Annotated in this window: 15 protein-coding genes; 9 read left to right on the top strand and 6 right to left on the bottom strand. The window is 70.8% G+C overall.

Going from position 1 to position 22,256, the window contains the following annotated elements; all coding sequences use genetic code 11:
* Positions 1-8: 8 nt before the first annotated feature.
* The 5 genes from R9Z33_RS23665 (at position 9) to R9Z33_RS23645 (ending at position 5,291) form a co-directional block, all read left to right on the top strand.
* Complete coding sequence (locus R9Z33_RS23665) at positions 9-1,511, top strand: tripartite tricarboxylate transporter permease (protein ID WP_318649041.1); 1,503 nt, start codon at positions 9-11, stop codon at positions 1,509-1,511.
* A gap of 75 nt (positions 1,512-1,586) precedes the next feature.
* Positions 1,587-2,339: an SDR family NAD(P)-dependent oxidoreductase gene (locus tag R9Z33_RS23660; protein ID WP_318649040.1), complete on the top strand. Its 753-nt coding sequence runs from the start codon at positions 1,587-1,589 to the stop codon at positions 2,337-2,339.
* 57 nt (positions 2,340-2,396) lie between these two features.
* Positions 2,397-3,158 (top strand): response regulator, encoded by a 762-nt coding sequence (locus R9Z33_RS23655; RefSeq protein WP_318649039.1) that lies wholly within the window; start codon positions 2,397-2,399, stop codon positions 3,156-3,158.
* Between the two features lie 13 nt (positions 3,159-3,171).
* On the top strand, positions 3,172-4,599 hold the full coding sequence (locus R9Z33_RS23650; RefSeq protein ID WP_318649038.1) for an ATP-binding protein: 1,428 nt from the start codon (positions 3,172-3,174) through the stop codon (positions 4,597-4,599).
* A gap of 53 nt (positions 4,600-4,652) precedes the next feature.
* A complete protein-coding gene (locus R9Z33_RS23645) occupies positions 4,653-5,291 on the top strand; it encodes an MBL fold metallo-hydrolase (RefSeq protein ID WP_318649037.1) in 639 nt (212 codons plus the stop codon).
* 53 nt (positions 5,292-5,344) lie between these two features.
* On the opposite strand, the gene hemN is transcribed toward R9Z33_RS23645, so the two are convergent.
* A complete protein-coding gene (gene hemN, locus R9Z33_RS23640; protein ID WP_318649036.1) occupies positions 5,345-6,685 on the bottom strand; it encodes an oxygen-independent coproporphyrinogen III oxidase in 1,341 nt (446 codons plus the stop codon).
* Positions 6,686-6,776: 91 nt separating this feature from the next.
* On the opposite strand from hemN, the gene hydA reads away from it, so the two are divergent.
* The 4 genes from hydA (at position 6,777) to R9Z33_RS23620 (ending at position 18,156) form a co-directional block, all read left to right on the top strand.
* Positions 6,777-8,228 (top strand): dihydropyrimidinase, encoded by a 1,452-nt coding sequence (gene hydA / locus R9Z33_RS23635; RefSeq protein ID WP_318649035.1) that lies wholly within the window; start codon positions 6,777-6,779, stop codon positions 8,226-8,228.
* Positions 8,229-8,282: 54 nt separating this feature from the next.
* Entirely contained in the window at positions 8,283-9,251 is a 969-nt protein-coding gene (locus tag R9Z33_RS23630) for a helix-turn-helix domain-containing protein (RefSeq protein WP_318649034.1), read from the top strand.
* A 210-nt stretch (positions 9,252-9,461) separates the two neighbouring features.
* A complete protein-coding gene (locus R9Z33_RS23625; RefSeq protein WP_318649033.1) occupies positions 9,462-17,033 on the top strand; it encodes an FG-GAP-like repeat-containing protein in 7,572 nt (2,523 codons plus the stop codon).
* Between the two features lie 130 nt (positions 17,034-17,163).
* Complete coding sequence (locus R9Z33_RS23620) at positions 17,164-18,156, top strand: tripartite tricarboxylate transporter substrate binding protein (protein ID WP_318649032.1); 993 nt, start codon at positions 17,164-17,166, stop codon at positions 18,154-18,156.
* Here R9Z33_RS23620 and R9Z33_RS23615 read toward each other — a convergent pair.
* The 5 genes from R9Z33_RS23615 to R9Z33_RS23595 form a co-directional block, all read right to left on the bottom strand.
* Positions 18,153-19,199, bottom strand: coding sequence for an Ldh family oxidoreductase (locus tag R9Z33_RS23615; RefSeq protein ID WP_318649031.1), 1,047 nt, complete (start codon positions 19,197-19,199; stop codon positions 18,153-18,155). The two genes, R9Z33_RS23620 and R9Z33_RS23615, sit on opposite strands and share 4 nt — an antisense overlap.
* Positions 19,196-20,071 (bottom strand): alpha/beta hydrolase, encoded by an 876-nt coding sequence (locus tag R9Z33_RS23610; RefSeq protein WP_318649030.1) that lies wholly within the window; start codon positions 20,069-20,071, stop codon positions 19,196-19,198. Before R9Z33_RS23610 ends, R9Z33_RS23615 begins: the two co-directional genes overlap by 4 nt.
* A gap of 86 nt (positions 20,072-20,157) precedes the next feature.
* Positions 20,158-20,871 carry a GntR family transcriptional regulator gene (locus R9Z33_RS23605; RefSeq protein ID WP_318649029.1) on the bottom strand — a complete coding sequence of 238 codons (714 nt, stop codon included), beginning with the start codon at positions 20,869-20,871 and terminating at the stop codon, positions 20,158-20,160.
* A gap of 51 nt (positions 20,872-20,922) precedes the next feature.
* Complete coding sequence (locus R9Z33_RS23600; protein WP_318649028.1) at positions 20,923-21,300, bottom strand: nuclear transport factor 2 family protein; 378 nt, start codon at positions 21,298-21,300, stop codon at positions 20,923-20,925.
* Between the two features lies 1 nt (position 21,301).
* Positions 21,302-22,216: a VOC family protein gene (locus R9Z33_RS23595; RefSeq protein WP_318649027.1), complete on the bottom strand. Its 915-nt coding sequence runs from the start codon at positions 22,214-22,216 to the stop codon at positions 21,302-21,304.
* Positions 22,217-22,256: the final 40 nt, after the last annotated feature.

Raw genomic sequence — 22,256 nt, 5'->3', positions numbered from 1 at the left:
TAGCGACCATGGAACTGCTTTTGACCAACCTCGCGCATGGCTTCGGCGTTGCGCTCTCCTTGCAGAACATCAGCTTCGCCCTGCTGGGCGCGCTGATCGGCACCGCGATCGGCGTGCTGCCGGGCATCGGCCCGGTGGCGACGATCTCGCTGCTGCTGCCCATCACCTTCGGGCTTCCTGCGACCACCGCCATCATCATGCTGGCGGGCATCTTCTACGGCGCGCAGTATGGTGGCTCGACCACGGCCATCCTGCTGAACCTGCCGGGTGAGGTGTCGTCGGTGGTGACGACGCTCGAAGGCTACAAGATGGCGCGCAACGGGCGCGCGGGGGCGGCACTCGCCACCGCGGCACTCGGCTCCTTCTTCGCCGGCTCCGTCGCGACCATCCTGGTCGCTGCCTCCGGCCCGCTGCTGACGCAGGTGGCCTTGAGCTTCGGACCGGCCGACTACTTCTCACTCATGCTACTAGGCCTGATCATCGCCTGCGTTCTCGCGCAGGGCTCGATCATCAAGGCGGTGGGCATGGTGGTGCTGGGCGTGGCCCTCGGCCTGGTGGGCACCGACGTGCAGACCGGCCAGCAGCGCTTCACCTTCGGCATTCCTGAACTCTCGGACGGCATCGGCTTCGTGCCCATCGCCATGGGCATGTTCGGCATCGCCGAGATCGTGCTGAACCTGGAGCGCCCGGAATCGCGCTCGGTGCTCAGCTCCAAGGTGGGCTCGCTCTGGCTGACCAAGGAGGAGTTCAAGCGCGCGACGCCGTCGGTGCTGCGCGGCACGGTCGTCGGCTCCTTCCTCGGCATCCTGCCGGGTGGTGGCGCCTCGCTCGCGGCCTTCGGCTCCTACATGATGGAGCGGAAGATGTCGAAGGGCCGGCACATGTTCGGCCAGGGCGCCATCGAGGGCGTGGCCGGTCCGGAAGCGGCCAACAACGCCGCGGCGCAGACCAGCTTCATCCCGCTGCTGACGCTGGGCATCCCCTCCAACGCCGTGATGGCGCTGATGGTGGGCGCGCTGATCATCCAGGGCATCCAGCCCGGCCCCCGCATGGTGGAAGCGCAGCCCGACCTGTTCTGGGGCCTGATCGCCTCGATGTGGATCGGCAACCTCATGCTGCTGGTCATCAACCTGCCGATGATCGGCATGTGGGTGAAGCTGCTGCAGGTGCCCTACCGCTTCCTGTATCCCTCGATCCTGGTGTTCTGCTGCATCGGCGTCTACTCGCTGAACAACAACGTGTTCGACGTGTACATGACCGTGCTGTTCACCGTGTTCGGCTACATGTGCAACAAGCTGAAGCTGGAGCCCGCGCCCCTGCTGATCGGCTTCGTGCTCGGCCCGATGATGGAGGAACACCTGCGCCGCGCCATGCTGCTCTCGCGCGGCGACTGGGCGGTCTTCATCCAGCGCCCGATCTCGGCGACCATGCTCGGCATCGCCGCCTTCGCGCTGGCGCTCATGCTCATGCCGAACATCCGCAAGGGCAAGGACAAGGCTCTGGCCGAGTAAGGCCGGGCGCTCTTCCCCAAACGCGCCGCGGAGGGCAACCTCCGCGGCGTTTTTCGTTTTGGGGGGATATTCGCCGTGGATCTTCAATTGCAGGGCAAGGTGGCGCTGGTCACGGGGGCTTCGGCCGGTCTAGGCCGCGCCATCGCGAAGGAGCTGGCGGCCGAGGGTTGCCGCCTCGCCATCCTGGCGCGCCGCCGCCCGCTGCTGGAGACGCTCGCCGCCGAGCTGCCGGCGAGTGCCGAGCCGCTCATCCTCGAGCAGGACTTCACCGCGAAGGATGCGGGCGAGCGCATCCGCGATGCGATGCAGGCGCGCTTCGGCCGCTGCGACATCCTGGTGAACAATGCCGGCTCCTCCCGCCCGCAGGAGGGGCTGGGCAGCGACGAGGCCTGGATGGATGCGATGGAGATCAACTTCCACGCGGGCCGCCGCATCACCCATGCCCTGGTGCCGATGATGCAGGCGCAGAAATTCGGCCGGATCATCAACCTCACCGGCCAGGACGAGGCCTGGATGATCAATGCCGCCAACGCGCCCAATGGCGCGGTCCATATCTGGGCCAAGGCGCTGAGCCGCACCCTGGGGCGGGACGGCATCACGGTGAACTCCATCCCGCCCGGCCGCATCCGCTCCGAGCAGATCGACCAGCGCATCCTGCCGACCGAGGAGGCGCGCCGCGCCTGGGCCGAGAGCCAGGTGCCGGTGGGCTATATCGGCGAGGCGCGGGACCTGGCCGTGCTCGCCACCTTCCTCGCCTCGCCGCTCGCGCACTACATCACGGGGCAGGTGATCCATGTGGATGGCGGGACGCGGCGGTTTCCGCATTGATCACGCCGTTACAATTGGCGACGGACTGACACGGGGGCGGCTGTTACAATCGTCGCCATGGAACCCGCCCCGCATATCCTTGTCCTCGACGACGACCGTGAGATCCGTGAGCTTCTCGGGAAATTCCTCGAGAAGCAGGGCCTGCGCGTCACCCTCGCGCGGGACGCGCGGGAGCTGCGGAAGGTCTGGCCGCTGGCGCGCTACAGCCTGGTCGTGCTGGACCTCATGCTGCCGGGCGAATCCGGCCTCGATGTCGCGCGCTGGCTGCGCGGGCAGTCCAACATCCCCATCGTCATGCTGACGGCGATGGGCGAGGAGACGGATCGCATCGTGGGCCTCGAGCTTGGCGCCGATGACTACATGGCCAAGCCCTTCAACCCGCGCGAGCTGCTGGCCCGCATCCGCGCCGTGCTGCGCCGCGCCGAGGGCGCCCAGGCGCAGGCCCAGAACAGCGAGGATGCCAGCGCGCAGATCCGTTTCGCCGGCTGGCTGCTGGAGCCCGCGCGCCGCCGCCTGATCAACCCGCAGGGTGCGGAAGTCCCGCTGACCGGCGGGGAATACGAGCTGCTGACGACGCTGCTGGAACGCCCCAACCGCGTGCTGACGCGCGACATGCTGATGGACCTGCTGCACAACCGGCAGCCTGGGCCCTTCGACCGCGCCATCGACGTCGCCGTCTCGCGCCTCAGGCGCAAGCTGGAGGATGACGGGCGCAACCCCTCGGTCATCAAGACGGTGCGCGGCGGGGGCTATGTCCTCTCGGCGACGGTCGAGCGTGGCCCGCCCGCGGAGCAGACGGCCGAGCGCGCCGCCGAATGAGGCGCCCCCTGCGATGAAGAGGCTCTGGCCGGGCAGCCTGGCCGGCCGCACCGCGCTGGTCCTGATCCTCGGGCTGATGGTGGTGCAGGCGGTGGGTCTGACCATCCATGCCTTCGACCGGGTGGAACTCCAGCGCGCGGCCGAGGCGCGGGAGACCGCACTGCGCAGCTTCGCGCTGTGGCGCGCGCTGGTGACCGCACCGCCCGAACGCCGGCCCGCCATCCTCGCCGAGGCCGAGCTGCCCGCCACGCTCATCGCCACCTATGACGCCCATTCCACCCTGCCGCCGGGCCTGCCGCATGTGCCGCTGCCGCTGGCGCATTGGTTCCGCCTGGATGGCGCGCCCCCACCCCCCCCGCCGCGGCCACCGGGTGGCCGCCCCGATGGGGAGGGGCCGCCGCGGCCGCCACCGCCGGGGCTTCGGCTGGATGGCGGCGGGCTGCCGCCACCGCCGCGCCGCTTCCGGCCCATCGAGGTGCATTCGGGCGCGCTGGGGCGCAGCAGCTTCGCCGTCTCCATGCGCTTCGCGGACCAAGGCTGGCTGAACCTCACCATCCGGATGCCGCCGCCGCGCCCCTGGCATTCTGATAACTTCCTCGTCGCCTTCCTCGCCATGTCGCTCGCCGCCGCGCTGATGACCTGGTGGGCGGTGCGGCGCCTGACGCGCCCGGTGACGGACCTCGCCGCCGCGGCCGAGCGGCTGGGGCGGGGCGTGAACGCGCCGCCCCTGCCGGAGAATGGCCCGCGCGAGGTGGCGACCGCGGCCGCCGCCTTCAACACCATGGCGAGCAACATCCGCCGCTTCGTGGCCGACCGGACGCAGATGCTGGCCGCCATCAGCCATGACCTCCGCACGCCCATCACGCGCCTCAGGCTGCGCGCCGAATTCCTGGAGGATGACGACCAGCGCGCGAAGATGCTGGCCGACCTCGCGGAGATGGAGGCGATGATCGCCGCCACGCTGACCTTCGCGCGCGACGACGCGGCGAACGAGCCGGCCGGCGCGGTGGACCTCGCGAGCCTCGCGCGCACGGTGCTGGACGAGGCGGTGGACATGTCGCCCGACCATGCGGGACGCATCGCCTATGCGGGGCCGGAGCACCTGGTGCTGCAGCTGCGCCCGGTGGCGATGAAGCGCGCGCTGGCGAACCTCGTCGGCAATGCGCTGAAGTATGGCGATGCGGCGCGGCTCACGCTGGAGCAGCGCGACCATGGCGCGGTGCTGATCCTGGATGATGACGGCCCCGGCATCCCCGAGGCGGAGCAGGAGGCGGTGTTCCAGCCCTTCCGCCGCGTCGAGGCCAGCCGCAACCGCGAGACGGGCGGCACCGGCCTCGGCCTCACCATCGCGCGCAGCATCCTGCGCGCGCATGGCGGCGACGTGACGCTCTCCAACCGCGAAGGCGGCGGGCTGCGGGTGGTGGCCAGGCTGCCCGGGTAGTTTGTCGCGCGCCTGTGCGGATGATACAGCGCGCGCTTCCAAGGAGGCCCACCATGCCGCTCAAGGCCAGCATCATCCCCGTGACGCCCTTCCAGCAGAATTGCGTGCTGGTCTGGGATGACCAGAGCATGCAGGGCACGGTGATCGACCCCGGGGGCGATGTGGCGCGGATCGAGGCGGAGATCGCCGCCCGCGGCGTCACGCTTACGCAGATCCTGCTGACGCATGGCCATATCGACCATGCCGGCGGCGCGGATGAGCTGCGCGAGAAGACGGGCATCGCCGTGACCGGCCCGCACCGCGCCGATGCCATCCTGCTCGACCACCTGGAGCAGCAGGGCCGCGCCTATGACATCCGCGGCGCGCGCAACCTCGTGCCCGACCGCTGGCTGGAGGAGGGCGAGAGCATCACCATCGGCGGCGAGACCTTCGACGTGCTGCATTGCCCCGGCCATTCGCCGGGGAGCCTCGTCTATGTCAGCAAGGATCTGCGCGTGGCCTTCGTGGGCGATGTGCTGTTCCAGGGCTCGATCGGCCGCACCGACTTCCCCTATGGCGACCATGACGCGCTGATCACCGCGATCACGACGAAGCTGCTGCCGCTGGGCGATGACATCGCCTTCGTCTGCGGCCACGGCCCGGGTTCGGATTTCGGGACGGAGCGGCGCTCCAATCCCTTCCTCCAGGGTTAGAGCATGATCCGTAAAGGCGGCACGCCGAAGCGGTGAATCATCCTCTCGACAAGTTACACCGCCGCGCTGTGCCGCCCCTTGCCCTGGCCCAGATAGGCATCGAAGCAGGCCGCCACATGGCGCAGATAGGGGCGTGATTCCTCGGGCACGGTCAGCCAGGCGCCGCTGAGGCGCACCATGCCCTGCGCCTCCAGCGCCTCCAGCGCCGGCCGCGCGGTGGCCAGCACGGCGGCTGGCAGGGCATCGAGGTCGAGGGCGAGGTCGCACATCACGCGCTCTATGGCGGTGCGGCGCACCACATCCTCCGCCGTCAGCGTCAGGCCGCGCGCGATGGGCAGGCGCCCGGCCTCCACCGCCGCGACATAGCCGCGCTCATCGGGAATGTTCTGCGCATAACCGCGCGGCGTGGCACCAATGGAGGAGGCGCCGAGGCCCAGCAGGTGATCCGCCTGGTCGGTCGTGTAGCCCTGGAAGTTGCGGCGCAGCCGGCCGTCCTTGCTGGCGCGGGCCATGGAATCCCCGGGCCGCGCGAAATGATCGAGGCCGATGCTGACGAAGCCCGCCGCGCGCAGCGCTTCCGCCGCGCATTCCGCCTGCTCCAGCCGCGCCTCGGGCCCGGGCAGATCCTCCGGGCGGATCGCCTTCTGCGAGGGCTTCATCCAGGGCACATGGGCGTAGCCGAAGACCGCCACGCGGTCGGCGCCCAACTCGGCCGCCAAGGCCGCGGTCGCGCGCACATGGTCGCGATCCTGGCCGGGCAGGCCGTACATCATGTCGAGGTTGATGCGGCTGATGCCGGCGTTGCGCAGCCGCGTGACGGCGGCGGCCACCATCTCGGCCGGCTGGACGCGGCCCATTCGCTCCTGCACCTCGGCATTGGCGTCCTGCAGGCCGAGCGAGGCGCGGTTGAAGCCGGCCGTGGCCAGCGCGTCCACCACCTCCTGTGTCAATGTGCGCGGGTCCAGCTCGACGGAGAGCTCGGCCTGGGGCGCGAAGGGGAAGAGGGCGCGCAGCCGGCCCATGAGCTTCGTCAGCCGCGGGCCGCCCAGCGCGCTCGGCGTGCCGCCGCCCAGGTGCAGGTGCTGCACGATGCCATCGGCGGGCAGCGCGCGGGCCAGCGTGCCGGCCTCCGTCTCCAGCGCGGCGGCATAGCGCGCGACGCGCGCATCATTGCGCGTCACCGAAGTGTGGCAGCCGCAATACCAGCAGAGCTCATGGCAGAAGGGGATGTGCACGTAGAGCGAGAGGGCCGAGCCGGGCGGCATGGCGGCGAGCCATTCGCGGTAGAGACCCTCCTCCATCGGCCCGAAATGCGGCGCGGTCGGGTAGCTGGTGTAGCGCGGCAGGTTCGCCGTGAGGGCGACAGGGGGGGCGGGGCGGGCGAGGGTGTCCATGCCCGGAGGGTGCGCGCGGCCAGCGCCGCCTGTCCTTGCGCCGGATCAATTCCCCGCGCCATGCTGGCCGCGCAAGAGGAGAGACGGCTTCATGACGGATTACGATCTGGTGGTGCGCGGCGGCGCGGTGGCGACGGGCTTCGGCACCACGCGCTGCGACATCGGCGTGAAGGGCGGGCGCATCGTGGCCCTGGCCGAGCAATTGCCCGCGGGCGGCGCCAGCGTGGACGCGGCCGGGCTGCTCGTCCTGCCGGGCGGCGTGGACAGCCATTGCCACATCGAGGAGCCCTCGCCCTCCGGCGTGAACGAGGAAAGCTTCCAGAGTGCCAGCCGCGCGGCCTTCGCCGGCGGCACCACCTCCGTCGTCTGCTTCGTGCCGCAATGGAAGGGGCATGGGGTGCTGGAGCGCTTCGCCGACAGCTCGGCGCGCGCGGCGAAGGGCATGGTGGACTACGCCTTTCACCAGATCATCAGCGACGCGACGGAGGAGGTGCTGGAGCGCGAGATCCCGCAACTCGTGGCGAAGGGCGTGCGCAGCCTGAAGGTGTTCCTGACCTATGAGCCGCTGCACGTGAGCGACGCGGATTTCATCAAGGTGCTGGTGACCGCGCGCAAGCATGGCTGTCTGGTCACCGTGCATTGCGAGAACTACGCGGCGATCAACTGGCGCACGGAGGCGCTGCTCGCCGCCGGGATGACCGCGCCGAAGTATCACGCCTGGTCTCGCCCGCCGGTCGTGGAGCGAGAGGCGACGCACCGCGCCATCGCGCTGGCCGAGCTGGTGGACCAGCCGATCCAGGTCTTCCACGTCAGCTGCGCCGAGGCGGCGGAGGAGATCGCGCGCGCGCAGACCCGCGGCGTGAAGGTCTGGGGCGAGACCTGCCCGCAATACATCGCGCTCACCGCCGACCAGATGGACCAGCCCGGCTTCGAGGGCGCGAAGTTCATGTGCAGCCCCGCCCCGCGCGACAAGGACGAGCATGCGCGCATCTGGGACATGATCCGGCGCGGCGTGCTCGACGTCGTCTCCTCCGACCATTGCGCCTTCAGCTTCGGCGGCGACAGGGGCAAGGCGCAGAACGGCCGCGACGCGACCTTCCGGGACATCCCGAACGGCATTCCCGGTCTCGCCGCCCGCCTGCCCATCCTGTTCAGCGAGGGTGTGTCCAAGGGGCGCATCAGCCTGGATGATTTCGTGCGCCTGACGGCGACCAATCCAGCGCGGCTGATGGGGCTTGCCCCGCGCAAGGGCAGCATCGCCATCGGCGCCGATGCCGACCTGGCGCTGTGGGATCCGAAGGCGAAGCGCACCATCACCAACGCGCTGATGCAGCACGCCATCGACTACACGCCCTATGAGGGGATGGAGGTGACGGGCTGGCCGGTCATGACCATCCGCCGGGGCGAGGTGGTGATGCGTGATGGCGTGGTCCAGGCCGAGCCGGGGACGGCGCAATACCTGCCGCGCGGGCCCTATGACATGGTGAAGCCGCGCGGCATCCTGGCCAATGGCTTCGACGCGGCGCCGCCGTTCCAGGCCTGATCCGGGGGGGGGCCGGGCCTTCCGGCAGACCTGTCCATTGTGTCATGTTGAGGCATGGGGCCTGCAACCGAGATCCAGGATTTCGCGCAGAAGATCGGCGTCCTGCTGGACCGTCTCAACTGGAGCCGCGCGGCGCTCGCGCAGCGCGTGGGCGTGGACAAGTCGGTGGCCCAGCGCTGGGTGGCCGGCAAGATCCAGCCGGGCGCCAGCAGCCTGGTGGCCCTGACCGCGGCGATCGCGGAGGTCATTCCGGGCTTCACCCGGGCGGATTGGCGCCTGCCGGTGGCCGTGTTCACCGCGCGCTACGCCCGGGCGACGGAGGCGCCGGCCGCCCCGCCCCGGTCGTTGCTGCCCGGCTTCGCCGCCGCCGAGGCGGGCGCTAGCGCCACGGCCCGGTATGGTGGCCTGTGGCTCCTGTTGCATGCGAGCGTGCTGATGCCGGAACGGCCCAGCCTGGTCGGCTACCTCGCCAGTGTCGGGCAGCGCGAGGGGGGGCTGCGGATGGCCGCGCAGGGCGGTCTGCATGGCACCTGGCGGGCCGAGGGGCCGCTCATTCCCCTGCACCACCTGCTCTACCTGGCTCTCGAGGAGGAGGCGCATGGCGACAGCCTGGCCTTCGGCGTGCTCAACGGCGTCATCACCGGCCAGGCCATGGTGATCGATGGCATCGGATCCTCCGCCGCTTCCTCGCTTCGTGGTCCCGTGGCGGCGACGCGGTTGATGGGGCTGCGCCTGGATGACGAGCCAGAGCCCGCCTGGAAGGGCGAGGCGATGCGGCGTCTCGCCTGGGAAAATGGCCGCGGCCTCGGGGATATCCTGCCCGCCTCCTTGGTCGGGCGCTTCCTTCTCGGCCCGACCAGCCCGGAGCGCGCCATGGTGTTGACGGTCGGCGCCGGGAACAGTCTCGCCTGTGATGCCGAGGCCATCGCGCGGGGCCTCGCCCCCGAGGCCGCGGCCGCCCTCGCCGCGGTCCGGGGCCTGCTCGTGCCCTCCGACACGGACGGACCCGGCCCCGCCGCGTAGCGCATGCCAGGGCGCTGCCGCGTCTTCGCACGCATGCGGATGCATAAGCATGCATTGCGATGCATCTCCAGGCATCTTTGGCGCGAACGCTAGCTTATCGAAGTTTTAAGCATCGGCCAGGACGGGCCGCTTGGGCGCGCCCGCGGCGCCCGGGGCGGCCCGTCCTGCTTGTTGCGTCATCCGTCCTGCTCCAGGCCGAAGGCACGCCCCATGTCCGGTTCCCGCCCTGTCTTCACCTCGCCCAGCGCCGTCAAATTCGACGAGGAGGGCAACGGGATCGCCTATCAGGGAGCCGCTGGGATCAATGTCCAGTCCTGGGCGCTGTTCGGGCCGGACAGCGGTGATTTCGTCATTGATGCCACCGGGGCGATCCGCTTCCGGGATGCACCGGATTTCGAGGCGCCGCGCGATGAGGGCCGGAACAACGTCTATCAGCTGACGGTCACCGCCAAGAACGCCTTCGGCGAGGACAGCCGGGACATCACCATCACCGTCCTCGACGTGAACGAGGCCCCGGTCTTCACCTCGGGCGCCACCGCGAGCTTCGCCGAGGGCCGCACCGTCGTCGCCTATCAGGCGCGGGCGACCGACCCGGAGGGGGATTCGCTGCGCTGGACGCTCAGCGGCACCGACGCGTCGCGCTTCAAGGTCAGTTCCACCGGCGCGGTGTTCTTCGTCGAGCCGCCGGATGCCGAAAGCCCGCGCGATGCCGGGGGCAACAACGTCTATGACCTGATCGTCACCGCCTCCGACGGGGCGCTGTCCAGCAGCCGCGCGGTGGCGATCACGGTGACGGATGTGAACGACGCGTCGAGCCTGAGTGGGTTCATCCCGCGCCTGACCCTGGCCGAGAACGCGGCGGATGACGCCTTGGTTCTGCTGTCTCTCGACTCGCAATTGAACCTGGGGAACGGCGCCATCCCCGCACGCCTCGTCGTCTCCGGCCTGGTGGCGGGGGATGTGCTGGGCGTGGTCGGGCAGGGGAGCGGGCCGGGGCAGATCAGCCTGGGCGGCAATGGCGAGGTGCGCTTCGGCGGCGTGCCGTTCGGCACCATCAGCGGCGGCGTGGGTGCGCCGCTGGTCGTCACCTTCAACGGCGCCGCCACCGGCACGGCGGTGGAGGCGCTGGTCAACCGCCTCGGCTATCGCACCGCCAGCGACACGCCGGCAGCGACGCGGGTGCTGACGATCGATCTGGTGGACACCGCAGGCCGCAGCCTGGGCAGCCCTTGGACGCCGGGCTTCACCACCCTCGCCGACGAACCGCTGGCCGCCCTCGTCCCCGGAAGTGACAGCGCACCGACCTTCGCCGATCTCGACGGCGATGGAGATGCCGACCTGATCTGGGGCCAGGGCGCCGGGCGGATCCAGAGCCGCCAGAACAATGACGGCGCGTTCCAGCCCTGGTCGGGCCGCAATCCGTTCGAGGTCTTCGACTTCTCCTTCACGCGCGCCAATGCCGCGCCGGCCTTCACCGACCTCAACGCCGATGGCCTGCCCGACATGGTGTTCGGCTGGCTCGATGGAACGCTCTTCGTCACCTACCACTCCGGCAGCAATGGCGTGGGCGCCACGCCCGATCGCTTCTTCCTGGTCGGCAGCGACGCGACCGGGCTGTGGAACCTCCGCGGCGTGGATGTCGGCGATTACGCGAAGCCGGCCTTCGGTGATGTCACCGGCGATGGCCGGCCGGACCTCGTGGTCGGCAACCAGGAGGGGCTGCTCCTCGCCTGGCGCAACACGGCCGAGGGCTGGGTGCCGCTGACCGGGAGCGCCAATCCCTTCGCCGGCATCGATGTCGGCGCGCATGCCGCCCCCGCCCTGCTCGACGTCGATGGCGACGGGCGGATGGACCTGGTCGTCGGCAACCTGGAGGGCACGCTGCGCGCCTGGCGCAACACCTCCACCGGCTTCGTCGAATGGGCCGGCGCGGCCAATCCCTTCGCCGGCGTCGATGTGGGCGCATCCAGCACGCCGGCAGGGGTCGACCTGAACCGCGACGGCTATGCCGATCTGGTGGTGGGCTCCGCCGCCGGCGGCTTCACCGTGCTGCGGAATGACGGGCCGCCGGGTGCCGCGCGCGTCACGCTGACGGTGACGGCCGAGGATGACGCGCCGCGCTTCCTCTCCCCCAATGCGGTCAGCTTCGTGGAGAACGCCACCGGCATCGTCCTGCAGGCGCAGGCGGTGGACCCGGAGGGCGAGGCCGTGACCTATTCGCTCGCCGGGGCCGACCGCGACCTGTTCACGATCGACGCGACGGGCGCGGTGCGGTTCCGCGCCCCGCCGGATTTCGAGGTCCCGGGGGATGCCGGCGGCAACAATGTCCATGACCTGCAGATCCTCGCCACCGCCAATGGCGTGACCACCACCCAGGCCGTCACCATCACCGTCACCGACAACCGGGACTATGCGCGGCTGGACGGCGTGGAGAGCCGGGTCAACTTCCTCGAGAGCGCCGTCCGGGGCGGGCCGCAGCGGCTGGACGCCGATGTCAGCTTTCAGCGGGGGGACGATGCGCCGCGGCAGCTGGTGGTCACCGGGCAGCTGGCGGGCGACCGGGTGATGATCGCGCCGACGCCGGGCGGCATCACGCTGGATGGCGCGCAGGTCAGCTTCGCCGGGACGGCGATCGGCACCTGGTCGGGCGGTGCCGGCGCATGGCTGACGGTGACGCTGCTGCCCAGCGTCACCGATGCGGCGATCGAGGCGCTCATCGAGAGCCTCGCCTTTGACAGCACGGCGCAAGTGCCCCCCCGATCGCGCGATCTCCAGGTCAGCCTGCTGGACCGCGATGGCAGTGTCACGTCGCGGATCATCGAGGTGGCGGTGGTGGCCAGCCTGCCGCCGGCACCGCCCCTTGCCGATGTGACGCTCGCGACGGTCGAGAACACCGGCACCACCCTCTGGCAGCCCGGCCTGCCGAACGCCGGCGGCTGGTCCCTGGAGGGGGCCGACGCCGCACTGTTCGAGATCAACCCGGCGACCGGTGCGCTGCGGTTCCGCGCCGCGCCCGATTTCGAGCGCCCGCGCGACGCGGATGGCGACAACATCCACGAGGTGACGGCCGTCTCCGGCGGCTCGCGCACCAGCATCGCCGTCACGGTGCAGAACGCGGTCGAGCAGGCGCAGCTCGGTGCCCTGCCGGCACAGGTGACGCTCGCGGAGAACGCCGTGAATGCGGCGCCGGCCGTGCTGTTCGGCAGCGCGACGCTGGCGGCGGGCGACGACCTGCGCGGCGCGCGGCTCGAGCTCTCGGGCCTGCTGGCGGAAGACCGGATCGGCATCCTCCACACCGGCGACGGCCCCGGGCAGCTGGGCTTCGACGGCACCACGATCCGCTTCGGCGGCACGCAGGTCGGCATCGTCACCGAGAATGGCGGCGGCCGGTTCACCGTGCTGTTCACCACCGGCGTCACCGAGGCGGCCGCGCAGGCGGTGCTGCGCTCGCTCACCTACGCGACGACGGATGATACGCCGACGGCCACGCGCCAGCTTCGCCTCGACCTGGTCGAGCCGGGTGAGGCGCGGGTCTTCGCGACGCCATCGGCCGATCCCGTGGCGGGGCTCTCGGTCGGCGCGGGCCTCTCCGCGCCGGCATTCTTCGACGTGAACGGCGATGGCCGGCTCGACCTGGTCAGCGGCGGCTCCAACAACGGCCTCCGGGTGTTCCTCGCCACCGAGACCGGCTTCACCCCCGCGACCACCGCGCAAAATCCCTTCGCCCACATCTCGGCGCCCGGGATCTACACCCGGCCCGCTTTCGGCGACCTCGACGGCGATGGGCGGGAAGATCTGGTCCTCGCCTATGGCTCGTCGGACCAGCCGCTGCTGGCCTGGCGCAACACCGCCGACGGCTTCGTCCCCTTTGCCGAGAGCCCGGTGGCCGGCATCACCGTGGGGGGCAACGCGCAGGGTGCCCCTGCCTTCGTGGATATCGACGGTGATGGGCGCAAGGACCTGGTCCTGTCGCCGGATCTGAGGGTCTGGCTCAACAAGCCCGAGGGCCTCGTCCGGCTGGCCGATGGGCTCAACCCGCTTTTCGCCGCGGGCCAGGTGGGCGGCATCGGGGCGCCGGTCTTCGTCGATTTCGACCAGGATGGCCGCCTCGACCTCGCGATCGGCATGGTGAGCGGGCCGCCCCAGGTGTGGCGCAACACGGGCGAAGGCTATGTGCAGCTGACCGGCACGGCCAATCCGCTGGCTGCCTTCAGCGGGAATGCCGCCTGGGCCCTCGCGGCCGCTGACATCAACCGCGACGGTCTCGTGGATGTGGTGACGGGCAATGGCACCGGCAGCTTCCGCTCCCTCGTGCAGACCGCGCCGGGCAACAGCATCACGGTCAACGTCACGCCGCAGGACGACCCGCCGGTCATCAGCCAGACCGTCACCCACCTGACCGTCCGCGAGGGCGCCCTCTGGACGGATGTCATCTTCAGCGCCTTCGATCCCGAGGGCGGTCAGGTGACCTTCCGGCCGGTGGGGCCGGACAGCGGCGCCTTCTACATGTTCAACGAGCCAGGGCAGCGCGGCAGGCTCGGCTCCTACGGTCTCGACTTCGAGGCGCCGCGCGATGCGAACCGCGACAATGTCTACGAGCTGGAGGTTCGGGCGACCGATGCGACCGGCAGCTTCAGCTCCACGACCCTGGTCGTCACGGTCACCGACACGCGCGAGATCACCTGGCTCGGCGGCCTCGCCCCGCAGGTGACCTTCACGGAAGACGCGGCGAAGGCCGGACCGCTGCTGATCGATGCCTCGGTGGCGCTGATCCAGGGCGACCGGTTCGCGGGCGGGGTCTTCACCGTCTCGGGCCTGCTGGCCGAGGATGTCGTCTCGCTCCGCAGCACGGGCAACGGCTTCCGCCAGATCAGCTTCGACGGCACGAATGTGCGCTACGAGGGCGAGGTGATCGGCACCGCCTCGGGTGGCGTCGGCGGCACCTTCAGCGTCGCCTTCACGGCGGCGGCCTATGGCGCGGCGGTCCAGGCGATGATCGGCGCGCTGACCTACGCCAATACGAGCGACGCGCCGACCGCGACGCGCAACCTGACCTATGGCCTCGTCGATGCGGTGGGCGGCCGGCTCAACATGGCGGATCAGGGAGGGGCCTTCGTGCCGCTGCCCATGCTGCTGGACCCCGTCGGGCACCTCTACACGGAAATGGATCCGCGGCCGGTGCTGGTGGATTTCGACGGCGATGGCGACCTCGACCTCGTCATGGGGAACGCCTACGGCACGCTCGATACGTATCTGAACACGGAGGCCGGCTTCCAGTTCCTGGCGGGCGGCTCGAACCCGTTCAGGGATGTCGTCGGTGGCGCGTATACGGCGCCGGCCTTCGGCGATGTTGACGGCGATGGCTTCGTCGATCTCGTCCTTGGCAGCGCGCAGGAAGGGCTGGATTTCTGGCGTGGCACGACCGATGGCTTCGTGGCCGGCGGGCCGTCCGGGGGCAGCTTCACGACACTCGCCGCCCAGCGCCTCTCCACCCCGGTGTTCATCGACTTCGATGATGATGGCGATCTGGATCTGCTGGCGGGTTCGCTGGCCTTCAGTGGCCTGCAGGCCTGGCGCCAGACGGAGGACGGCTTCGTCGCGGTGGACATCGCGGCCACGCCCTTCGCCGGCATCACCGTGGACCGCGCCGCGCCGGCCGTCGGCGACCTCGATGGCGATGGCGACATGGACCTCGTGCTGGCGAGCGCGGCCGGCACCCTCCGCAGCTTCCGCAACGACGGCGGCACCTTCGTCGAGCTGACCGGCGCGGCCAATCCGCTGCGGCTGGTTGACCCCTATCTCCTCAGCGCGGCGCCCGCCATCGGCGACTATGACGGCGATGGCGCGGTCGACATCATCCGCCAGACGGGCTCGACGCTGGGCAGCTTCGTGCTGGAGAAATCAACCACCATCACGGTGCGGATCTCGCCGCAGAATGACGCGCCGCAGGGCACGATCCGGTTCAGCCTGGAGGACGGGCTGCTGACGGCGACGCCCGCCCTCACGGACCCGGACGGGATGGGGACGATCGGCTTTCGCTGGCAGGCGCTGGCGGGCGACATCTGGGCCGAGATTCCGGGCGCCGATGCCGCGAGCTTCGCACCGGCCACGGGGCAGGCCGGGCAGTTGCTGCGTGCCGTTGCCAGCTACACCGATGCCGGCGGCACGGCCGAGCAGGTGGCGTCGCCCGCCGCCGCGCAGGTCGGCACCGAAGCGGGCGAGGTGCTGGACGCCACGGCCGCGGGACTCATCCTGTTCGGGCTGGGCGGCGATGACAGCCTCGGCGGGGCGGGCGCCAATGGCATGGCCGGCGGTGCCGGTGCCGACACCTACAGCGCCGACCATGCCGCGGACCGCGTCTTCGAGGCAGCGGATGAGGGCCGGGACCTCGTGCTCGCCACGGTGAGCTGGACGCTGGGCGCCCATGTCGAGAACCTCACCCTGCTCGGCACCCGCGGCCTCTCCGGCACGGGCAATGCGCTGAACAACCGGATCGACGGCAATGCCGGGGCGAACCGCCTGGAGGGCGGCGAAGGGGATGACAGTCTGAGGGGGAGCGGCGGCGCCGATACCCTGATTGGCGGCATGGGCGTTGACTGGCTGGATGGCGGCTCGGGCGCGGACCGGATGGAGGGCGGCGCGGGCAGCGACACCTATGTCGTGGACCATGTGCGCGACCAGGTGATGGAGCAGGCGGGCGGTGGCTATGACCGCGTGATCAGCTCGGTCAGCCTGACGCTGGGCGCGGAGCTGGAGCGCCTCAGCCTCTCGGGCACGGCTGCGCTGAGCGGCACGGGCAATGCGCTGGGCAACCGCATGGACGGCAATGCGGGGGCGAACCTGCTGGATGGCGGCGAGGGCGACGACACCCTGATGGGAGAGGCCGGCGCCGATACGCTGATCGGCGGCCTGGGCCTTGATTGGCTGGATGGCGGCTCCGGCGCGGACCGGATGGAAGGCGGCGCGGGCAGCGACACCTATGTCGTGGACCACGCGCTCGATCAGGTCGTGGAGCAGGCGGGCGGCGGCTATGATCGCGTGGTCTCCCGGGTGAGCCTGACGCTGGGGGCGGAGCTTGAGCATCTCAGCCTCTCGGGCCCGGCGGGGCTGAGCGGCACGGGCAATGCGCTGGACAACCGCTTGGATGGCAATGCCGGCGCGAACATCCTGGATGGCGGCGAGGGCGACGATACGCTGCGGGGCGATGGCGGCGCCGATACCCTGGTCGGCGGCCTGGGCAATGACTGGCTGGATGGCGGCTGGGGCGCGGACCGCATGGAGGGTGGTGCGGGCAACGACACCTATGTCGTGAACCACGCGCTCGATCAGGTGGTGGAGCAGGTGGGCGGCGGCTATGACCGCGTCCTCACCTCGGTCAGCCTGACGCTGGGTGCCGAGGTGGAGCGCCTCAGCCTCTCGGGCTCGGCCGGGCTGAGCGGCACGGGCAATGCGCTGGACAACCGCTTGGACGGCAATGCCGGCGCGAACATCCTGGATGGCGGCGAAGGCAGCGATACCCTGACCGGTGGCGCGGGCCATGACGTGTTCCGCTTCGTCCGTGGGCAGGCCGATGGGGATGTGGTGCTGGATTTCGCCGGCCAGGGGCCCGCGGCGGGGGATCGGCTGGAGTTCAGCGGCTACGGCACGGTGGCGCAGGGCGCGAGCTTCACGCAGACCGACGCCACGATCTGGCGGATCAGCTCGGCGGATGGCCTGACGGTGGAGTTCATCACCCTCGCCAATGCCGCCAGCCTGCACAGCTCGGACTGGAGCTTTGTCTGATATTCGAAGAGAGTTGAAGTTTCGAAAATCCTGTGAGAGTGTGTCCTGGCGTTGATCGTCGCCCCCAGCCAGGGCGGCGGCGGCGTGCCGGGCCCGTGGTCCGGCCTTGGCTCAGGGAGGACGAACAGGAATGACACGCCGCTTCACGGCCGGCCCGCCTGCGCCGCGCATCGCGCGTCGCCTCCTTCTGGGCGGCGTGGGCGCGCTGGCCGCCGCGCCCGCCCTTGCCGCCTGGCCGGAGCGCCCCATCACGCTGCTGCATGGCTTCGCGCCGGGAGGCTCGGCCGATGCGCTGGCGCGCGTGCTGGCGGTCTCGCTCGGCAGCCTGCTCGGGCAATCCGTCATCGTGGAGCCGCGCCCGGGCGCGGGCGGCATGGTGGCCTCCGCCGCGCTGAGCCGTGCGGCGCCCGACGGCTATACGCTCGGCCTCATCACCGGGGGCCATGCGGTGGCCGCCGCCTTCGGCCGCAACCTCACCTTCGATCCGGTGGACGGCTTCACCTGGATCTCCCGCGTCGTGGAGTTCGGCTTCGTCATCGCGGTGCGGGCGGATCATCCGGCGCGGGATCTCCGCTCGCTGCTGCAAATGGCCAACCGGCCCGGCGGGATCACCTTCGGCTCGGCCGGGGTGGGGTCCACGCATCACCTGGCGGGCGAGCTGCTGGGCGCCATGTCCGGCGCGCAGCTGGTGCATGTGCCCTATCGCGGCGAATCCGATGCCATCACCGGCCTGATGAGCGGCGACCTCGCCTGCGCCATCATCACGACGGTGACGGCCGGGCCGCAGCTGCAATCCGGCCGGCTGCGTGCGCTGGCGGTGACGGCGGCCGAGCCGGTCGCGGCCTTCCCGAACGTGCCGCCCGCGGCGGAGACGGTGCCGAACTACGTCGTGACCACCTGGGCCGGGCTGGCGGGGCCAGCCAACCTGCCCGGCCCCGTGCAGGCGCGGCTCCATCAGGCGGTGATGACCCTGGCCGAGCAGCCGGAGCATCGCAGCCGCCTCGCCGCGCTGGTGGATGGGCGCGTGCGCACCAGCACGCCCGAGGAGCTGCGCAGCCTCGTCGCCACCGAGATCTCCCGCTGGCGCGAGTTGATCGGCAGCCGGCAGCTGCAGGCAGGTTAGCTGCTCAGCAGGCCGGGCAGGGCCACGCCAAGCCCGGCGGCCGAGGCCGAGAGGCGCTTCCAGGTGCCATCCGGCAGGGTGATCCCCTCGCGCAGGCGGCGCGCCATCACGGCGCCGCCGCGATCCCCCGGCAGCAGCACGGGCGTGGCGCCGCTCGCCGGCACGGCGGCCACGGCGGAGGCGAGCGCATCCACCTCGGCGGTGAAGGCGCCCGGCTCGCCAAAGGCCGCGATATCGAGCGCGATGGCGAGGCCGTTCATGCGCGGCCCTTCCTTCGCCCCCGCGCCGCGCAGCGCCAGGCTGATCAGCGGATTGCCGGCGGCGAGGCTGGCCAGGCACTCGATCATCAGCGAGAGGCCCGCCCCTTTCGGCCCGGCCATGGGCAGCAGCGTCGCGACCTTCGCGGGATCCTGCGTCGGCTGGCCGGCCGCATCCACGCCCCAGCCCTCGGGGATGGGCGTGCCGGCATCCTTCGCCGCCATGATCTTGCCGAGTGCGACGGCCGCCGTGGACATGTCCAGCAGCAAGGGCGGGCGCGTGCCGGCCGGGATGGCGATGGCGAGTGGGTTGGTGGAGACCACCGCCCCCGCGCTGCCCGGCCAGGCCATGAGCGGGCCGGAGGCGGTCATCACCAGCCCCGCCATCCCCTGCTCGGCTGCGCGCAGCGCGAAATGCCCGACGGCGCCCGCATGGGTGATGTCCCGCGCCACCACCCAGCCCAGATGCAGCCGCCGCGCGATGGCGATGGCCTCATCCATCGCGCGGTTCATGGCGACGGGGCCGGGCGCCTGGTCGGCGTCGAGCAGGCCGATGGCGCCGGCCTGCATGCGCATCGCCATGCGGGGCTTGGGGTTGATGGCGCCGGTGCCGATGAGTTCGAGATAGCGCGGGATGCGCAGCACGCCGTGGCTGTCCACGCCGCGCAGATTGGCCCAGACCAGCGTCTCGGCCCAGGCGCGCGCATCGGCCTCGCCGGTGCCGGCCGCCTGCAGGATGGCGGCGGCGAAGTCGCGCAGGGCGCCGGCCTCGATGCGGGCGCTCATGCCGGCGTGGCGGGGAAGTAGCGCTCCATCCAGCCCTTCAGGATGTCGCGGCCGCGATTGTCCTTGCCGAAGATCGGGAAATGGTCGGTGCCGGTGATCAGCACGAGGTCCTTGGGCTGGCCCGCCAGCTCCCACATGCGGATGGATTGCTCGACCGGCGTCACCGTGTCGTCCGCGCCATGCATGAAGAGCACGGGGCGGGGGGCGAGCTGGTGGATCACCTCCTCGGCCTTGAAGTCGAACATGCTCTGCGCGGTGTCGGCGGCCACCACCGTCTGCGCGAGGTGGGAGAGGTTCTTCCGCAGATGCTCGGCCATCGGCACCACATCCCAGCGGCTGACCATCATCGTCTCGCCCGTGCGGGCCTTGTGGGCACGGCCCTCGGCGAGGAGGTTGGTGAACTTCTCCCAGGCCTCGGGTGTCGCGTGCTGGCCGCGGAACTTGCGCTCGCCATGGCCCCAGCCGCAGGAGATGATGGCCGCCGCGAAGCGCGTGTCGGTGCTGGCGGTATAGGCGGCGATGGCGGCGCCGAAGGAGTGGCCGAGGACCGCGATGCGCGTGGGGTCCACCTCGGGGCGCTGCGCGAGCCAGGTCATGGCGTTGCGCGTATCGGCCACCTGGTCATGGCAGAGCACGTAGCCGCGCTTGCCCTCGCTCTTGCCGCAGCCGCGGAAGTCGATGCGGAGCACGACATAGCCCCAGCTTTCCATCAGCCGACTGACCACCTCGGAATAGGAATTGTCCTTGGCGCCGATGAAGCCGTGCAGGACGATGACGGCGGGCAGCCGCTGCTCCGGCGCGCGGCCTTCCGGCACATGCAGGCTGCCGGCGAGGGTGAGCCCGTCCGAGGTGAAGGTGATCTCGCTGTCCATGGGATGCCGTTCCTTTGCCCGTTGAACCGGGCTCGTGCGGCATCATGCCCCGATTTTCGAAACTTTCAAGATGTTCGATTTTCTGGTCAGGCGCTGGGTGGCTGGATGAATTGCGGCGCGTAGAGCCTGACGTTGTCCACCGTCCATTGCAGCTGCTTCCGCAGCAGCTCCGCCGCCTCCGGCCCGCGGCGTTCGAGGGCCGCCTGCTTGATCGCCTCATGCTCGGCGAGGCGCCCCGGCCCCTGCGGGCGGTGGCGCTGCGAGAGCAGGCGGTAGCGCTCCATATGGTCATAGAGCAGCCCGCGCATGTGCAGCAGCCAGCGCGAGCCGCAGGCCGAGACGAGCGCGTGGTGGAAATCCCGGTGCAGCGCCACCCATTCCTTGAAGCGCGCCGCGCGTTCCGCGCGCGGGCGGGATTCGATGGCGGAGAGGCGGTGGAAGGTCACCACCACCGCCTCCTCCCACGCCTTGTCGCCATTCTCGATGGAGGAGAGGATCGCGCGCTGCTCGAACTCGATCAGCAGGCTGGAGACATCCAGCAGATCCGCCTCGGAGACCGGGGCCACGCGGTAGCCGCGATTGGCGTCCACCTCCACCATGCCGACCGAGGCGAGGTGCGACAGCGCCTCGCGCAGCGTGCCGATGCCGACCTCATAGGCCGCCTGCAACTCGGCGAAGCGCAGCCGGGCGCCGGGCGCGTAGCGCCCATCCAGGATGTCGGCCAGCAGGCGGTTCAGCACCGTCTGGCTGATCAGCACCGCCGCGGGGGCGGCGCGCTTCGTGGCGGCCGTGGCGGACATCGTGGGGCACTCCTTGGAGACCGTGAGAGTGAGGCCGTCCCCACCCGGGCTTCAAGGGGCGGCGGGGGACTTCACCGAATGCCAGGCGAAGAGGCGCGGCGCGGGCGCGTCGCGGTAGATGGCGGTATAGGTCATCCGCGTGCGGATTCCACCACCCGCGCGCGCGATCTCGGCATCCGCTTCGCCAAAGACGAAGCTGAAGCCGCCCTCCTGCCGCACCTCGCGCGTGAGCGCCGCGTAGCGCAGGTAGCGCCGCTCGCCATCGCGCAGCTTGCGGAGGAATTCCGCCTTGTCCTCCACCGCGCCGTTCGAATGGACGAAGCGAAGATCCTCGGCGATCAGGGCATCGAGTGCCGCGAAATCCTGCGCGACCATCGCCTGGAAGCGCCGGTCCTCCAGCGCCAGGATGGCGGCGGCGTCGGGCGCCATCTCAGCCCTTTTCCTCGGGCAGTTGCAGCCGGTGCATCTCGAGGAAGGCCTGGGAGGGTGGCAGGCCCCAGACATCGCGCGGCAGGCCGACCCAGGTCTTGGGGCGCTGCGGCCGGTCGCGGTGCCAGGGGCGGGGGTCCCAGAAGCCCAGCGCCTCGTCCGTCATGCAGTCGAGGCCGTGGAACAGCTCGATCGCATTGCCCTCGGGGTCGCGGTGATACATCGCGACATTGTGGCCGGGGCCATGACGCACCGGGCCCCAGAGGATGGGCACCTTCTGCCCGCCCAGGATATCGGCCGCGCGGTGCATGTGGCCGGCGTCGCGCAGTTCGAAGGCCATGTGGTGCATGCGCGCATCGGGGCCGCGGGTGAAGTTCACCGTGTGGTGCTCGTGGTTGCAGCGCAGGAAGACGAAGCGGTCCTCGATCCAGTCGGAGACGCGGAAGCCCAGCTGCCCGGTGAAGAAATCCGCCGTCGCCGCCGGATCGGGCGAGAAGCAGGCGACATGGCCGAGCTTCAGGGGCGCGATGCCGGGCAGGGGCAGGCGGTTCTCATAGCCGTGGAAGGCGACATGCAGCTCGATCGCGCGGCCATCCGCATCGCGCGAGCGCAGCGCCACGGGGCAGCCCGGCGCCACATCGGTGCAGCGCTCGGCCGGCATTCCGGCGGCGACCAGCGCGCGCTCGGCGGCGGCGATATCCCCATCGGCCGGCAGGTCGAAGCCGAGCCGCGCGAGGCCGGCCACGCCGCCCTGCTCCAGCACGATGGAAAGCTGGCCCGCCTCGCTCGCCAGGAAGGCGCGCCCCGCCTCGCGGCCGATCTCGGCCAGGCCGATGATGTCGCGGTAATAGGCGAGCTGCCGCTCCATGTCGGTCACGGTGAGGGCGAGGTGCCGGAGGCGCTTGACCTGGATCATGCGGGCGCGGCCTGGTGCTGCTGGCGTGTCATCTTTCCCC

The organism is Sediminicoccus rosea (assembly GCF_033547095.1).
In the GTDB taxonomy this organism is placed as follows: domain Bacteria; phylum Pseudomonadota; class Alphaproteobacteria; order Acetobacterales; family Acetobacteraceae; genus Roseococcus; species Roseococcus rosea.
The sequence above is the reverse complement of the archived record's forward strand: the minus strand, read 5'-3'. Positions and strand labels throughout refer to the sequence as shown.

Coding starts and splice junctions, on each gene's coding strand:
- R9Z33_RS23605 (WP_318649029.1), bottom strand. CDS start 20,871: ATGTCCGCCACGGCCGCCACGAAGCGCGCCGCCCCCGCGGCGGTGCTG.
- R9Z33_RS23610 (WP_318649030.1), bottom strand. CDS start 20,071: ATGGACAGCGAGATCACCTTCACCTCGGACGGGCTCACCCTCGCCGGC.
- R9Z33_RS23625 (WP_318649033.1), top strand. CDS start 9,462: ATGTCCGGTTCCCGCCCTGTCTTCACCTCGCCCAGCGCCGTCAAATTC.
- R9Z33_RS23600 (WP_318649028.1), bottom strand. CDS start 21,300: ATGGCGCCCGACGCCGCCGCCATCCTGGCGCTGGAGGACCGGCGCTTC.
- R9Z33_RS23650 (WP_318649038.1), top strand. CDS start 3,172: ATGAAGAGGCTCTGGCCGGGCAGCCTGGCCGGCCGCACCGCGCTGGTC.
- R9Z33_RS23595 (WP_318649027.1), bottom strand. CDS start 22,216: ATGATCCAGGTCAAGCGCCTCCGGCACCTCGCCCTCACCGTGACCGAC.
- R9Z33_RS23665 (WP_318649041.1), top strand. CDS start 9: ATGGAACTGCTTTTGACCAACCTCGCGCATGGCTTCGGCGTTGCGCTC.
- R9Z33_RS23655 (WP_318649039.1), top strand. CDS start 2,397: ATGGAACCCGCCCCGCATATCCTTGTCCTCGACGACGACCGTGAGATC.
- hydA (WP_318649035.1), top strand. CDS start 6,777: ATGACGGATTACGATCTGGTGGTGCGCGGCGGCGCGGTGGCGACGGGC.
- R9Z33_RS23615 (WP_318649031.1), bottom strand. CDS start 19,199: ATGAGCGCCCGCATCGAGGCCGGCGCCCTGCGCGACTTCGCCGCCGCC.
- R9Z33_RS23620 (WP_318649032.1), top strand. CDS start 17,164: ATGACACGCCGCTTCACGGCCGGCCCGCCTGCGCCGCGCATCGCGCGT.
- hemN (WP_318649036.1), bottom strand. CDS start 6,685: ATGGACACCCTCGCCCGCCCCGCCCCCCCTGTCGCCCTCACGGCGAAC.
- R9Z33_RS23645 (WP_318649037.1), top strand. CDS start 4,653: ATGCCGCTCAAGGCCAGCATCATCCCCGTGACGCCCTTCCAGCAGAAT.
- R9Z33_RS23630 (WP_318649034.1), top strand. CDS start 8,283: ATGGGGCCTGCAACCGAGATCCAGGATTTCGCGCAGAAGATCGGCGTC.